Origin of the sequence: Nostocoides australiense Ben110 (assembly GCF_001050535.1) — a bacterium.
Classification (GTDB): domain Bacteria; phylum Actinomycetota; class Actinomycetes; order Actinomycetales; family Dermatophilaceae; genus Nostocoides_A; species Nostocoides_A australiense.
In genome coordinates this window covers 3,991,349-3,994,121 of the sequence record NZ_HG764815.1, presented here as the reverse complement: position 1 = coordinate 3,994,121, position 2,773 = coordinate 3,991,349, and the positions used below count along the sequence as shown (strand labels likewise).

The 2,773-nt window shown below is 70.9% G+C and carries 3 protein-coding genes; 1 reads left to right on the top strand and 2 read right to left on the bottom strand.

The genetic code is table 11. The features are described from left to right. Positions 1–167: 167 nt before the first annotated feature. Entirely contained in the window at positions 168–1,556 is a 1,389-nt protein-coding gene (gene merA / locus BN11_RS19710; protein WP_048700091.1) for a mercury(II) reductase, read from the bottom strand. A 98-nt stretch (positions 1,557–1,654) separates the two neighbouring features. On the opposite strand from merA, the gene BN11_RS19705 reads away from it, so the two are divergent. Then, a complete protein-coding gene (locus tag BN11_RS19705) occupies positions 1,655–2,044 on the top strand; it encodes a heavy metal-responsive transcriptional regulator (RefSeq protein ID WP_019285885.1) in 390 nt (129 codons plus the stop codon). Between the two features lie 114 nt (positions 2,045–2,158). On the opposite strand, the gene BN11_RS19700 is transcribed toward BN11_RS19705, so the two are convergent. After that, the gene (locus tag BN11_RS19700) at positions 2,159–2,752 is read right to left on the bottom strand and encodes a cadmium resistance transporter (RefSeq protein ID WP_048700088.1); all 594 of its coding nucleotides are present in this window, start codon (positions 2,750–2,752) and stop codon (positions 2,159–2,161) included. Between the last annotated feature and the right edge of the window lie 21 nt (positions 2,753–2,773).

Here is a 2,773-nt window from a genome sequence, read left to right as displayed (position 1 = left end):
AGCGCCCAGCCGCCGCCAGGTGTAGAACCGGGCGTGTGGCTGAGCTCGGCGGCATGGGGCCGAAGCTGGCCACAGCATCCGGGTCGCGAGCGACAGTGCCGGGTTTGGTGCGGTCAGCACATAGCGCGGCCGGAATGACAGCGGGGGCGTCGAGGGCGCTGGACCGGTCAGGCGCAGCAGGACGTCGGCAAATGGTTGCGGAACAGCCCTGCGGCGATCCGCAGGCTCTCGGCCATGGTCAGGTAGGGCGCCCAGGTGTCTGCGAGGTCGTCGACCGTCATGCCGGTTCTGATGGCGTAGGTCGCGGCGAGCATGATCTCGCCGGCACCGTCGGCGAGGGCGTGCACCCCCAGGACCTTGCCTGTTGTGGCGTCGGCGACGATCTTCACGGCCCCTCGGGTGTCGCGGTTGACCAGGGCGCGCGGGACCTCTGAGAGGTTCAGTACTCGGGACCTGCAGTCGTGGCCGCGCTCGAGGGTCTCCTTCTCGCTCAGCCCGGCCGAGGCGAGCTGGGGGTTGGTGAAGACCACGGTGGGCAGGCCGGTGTAGTCGACCCGCGCCCCAGGACCGTCCGGGCCGGTCAGTGCGTTGGTGGCGGCGGCGCGGCCTGCGGCGGCGGCGACGTAGACGTACTGCGGGGCACCGGACACGTCGCCTGCGGCGTAGACGCGCGGGTTGGTCGTGCGCTGGAACTCATCCGTGACGACGAAACCCCGCTCGTCGACGTCGACGCCGGCTGCGGCGAGCCCCAGCCCGTCGGTGCGGGCCGTGCGACCGGTGGCGATCAGCAGCCGTTCTGCGCGGACGGCAGCACCCGAGGCGGCCCGTACGACGACCTCGCCTCCGTCGACCGAGACGGCGACGGCGTGCTCCTCGAGGACACCGATGCCGTCCTCGGCAAAGACCGCACGCAGGCGTTCGGCCAGCTCCGGCTCGGCCCGGGGGGCCACGCGCCCGACCAGGGACACCCTCGCACCGAGACGGGCCAAGAGCTGCGCCTGCTCGAGCCCGACGTAGCCGCCACCGATCACCACCAGGGACCTCGGCACCTGCTCGAGTTCCATGGCCGTCGTCGACGTCAACCAGTCCACGCTGTCCAGACCCGCCAGCTCGGGCACCGCCGGCGCGGCCCCGGTGGCCACCACGTACGCCTGGGCGCGCAGCGGCTCGCCGTCGACCGCGAGCGTGTCGCGATCGAGGAACCTGGCGTGCCCAGGCACGACCTCGAACGCATAGGCGGCGGCGACGTGGGCGTACTTCGTACTGCGCATGCGCTCGACGAGCTCGTCCTTCTGGTGAACCAGCGCTCGTAGGTCTACGCCACCTGCGGACGTGGGAGCGCCGTCGAAGGGATTGGTCAGGGCGGAGTGTCGGGCGCCGGCGGCCGCCAGGAGCGTCTTGGACGGCACGCAGCCGATGTTCACGCAGGTCCCACCGAGAACGCCGCGCTCGATCAGGACCACGGTGTGCCCAGTCTGCCGAGCGGTGATCGCAGCCGCCATCGCCGCACCACCGGAGCCGACCACCGCCAGGTCCACGTCATAGCCCGCGCTCATGCCAGATCCCTTCGTCGTCGGTCCTGCTCCAGGCGCCAGCCTGGACCTTCTAGCGCACTGGAAGGTCAAGGCCGGTAGGCTCGGCAGCTGGAGGCGATGTGCGTATCGGAGAGCTGGCCCAGGCGAGCGGCACCACGACCAAGACGCTGCGCTACTACGAACAGGCAGGGCTCCTCCCGGCGCCCGAGCGCACCACCACCGGCTACCGCGACTACGAGCCCGCGACCCTCCAGCGACTGAACTTCATCCGCCGTGGTCAGGCCGCCGGCCTGACCCTGGCGCAGATCCGAGAGGTGCTGCACGTACGAGACGCCGGTGCGGCGCCCTGCCACCACGTCCGCCAGCTGCTCGACAGCCGCGTCCACCAGCTCGACCGCCAGATCGCGGACCTTCAGGCGCTGCGCGAGAACGTCACCGAGCTGCGAGACGCCGCCGCCGCACCTGACCCCGGGGCCTGCGACCCGACCGACGTCTGTCGGTACCTCTGAGCCGCGACCGCCGTCCGCGCATCGGCAGCAGGCCAGGGGGCGGCCGAGAACCGTGACCGGCAATCGCCCGCCGACGATGACCTTCTCCGCCGCCACCGGGAACGGCCAACGGCTCTACAGCCCGAAGGCGCCGCCCTCGAGGAGGATGACGATGCCCAGTCCGATCAGGACGAGGGGGAACAGGACGTGTTCCCAGCGTTCGAGGACTTCGGCGATGGGTCGTCGGGTGGCGACGTACCTGGCGGCCAGGACGAGCACGGCGACCAGGGCGAGGAACACGACGGCGTTCGCGGCGGTCGCGGCGGGGCCGACGGTGAGGAAGACCGGGACGTAGACGCCGATGTTGTCGCCGCCGTTGGCGAAGGTGACCGCTGCGACGGTCCAGACGGCGACGGCCTTGCCCGGGTCGTCACCGTCGTCGTCGCGGCCACGCCAGGCCCGCCAGGCGGCGTAGAGGCCCAGGAGCAGGGGTATGAGTCCGAAGTAGGCGATGGCGTCTTCAGGCAGGAAGGCGTTGGCGCCGAGTGCGACCAGGACGGAGGCGATGAGGATGGCGCCGAAGCCGAGGTACTGCCCGGCGATGATCTCGGCGGTGGTGCCTGGGGCGCCGGTGCCGCGGGCGAATAACAGTGAGAGCACGATGATGTCGTCGATGTTGGTCACGAGGAACAGACCGACGGCCTGCAGGACGGCTACGGCCAAGTCCATCGAGGGGCCTTTCGGTTGGTT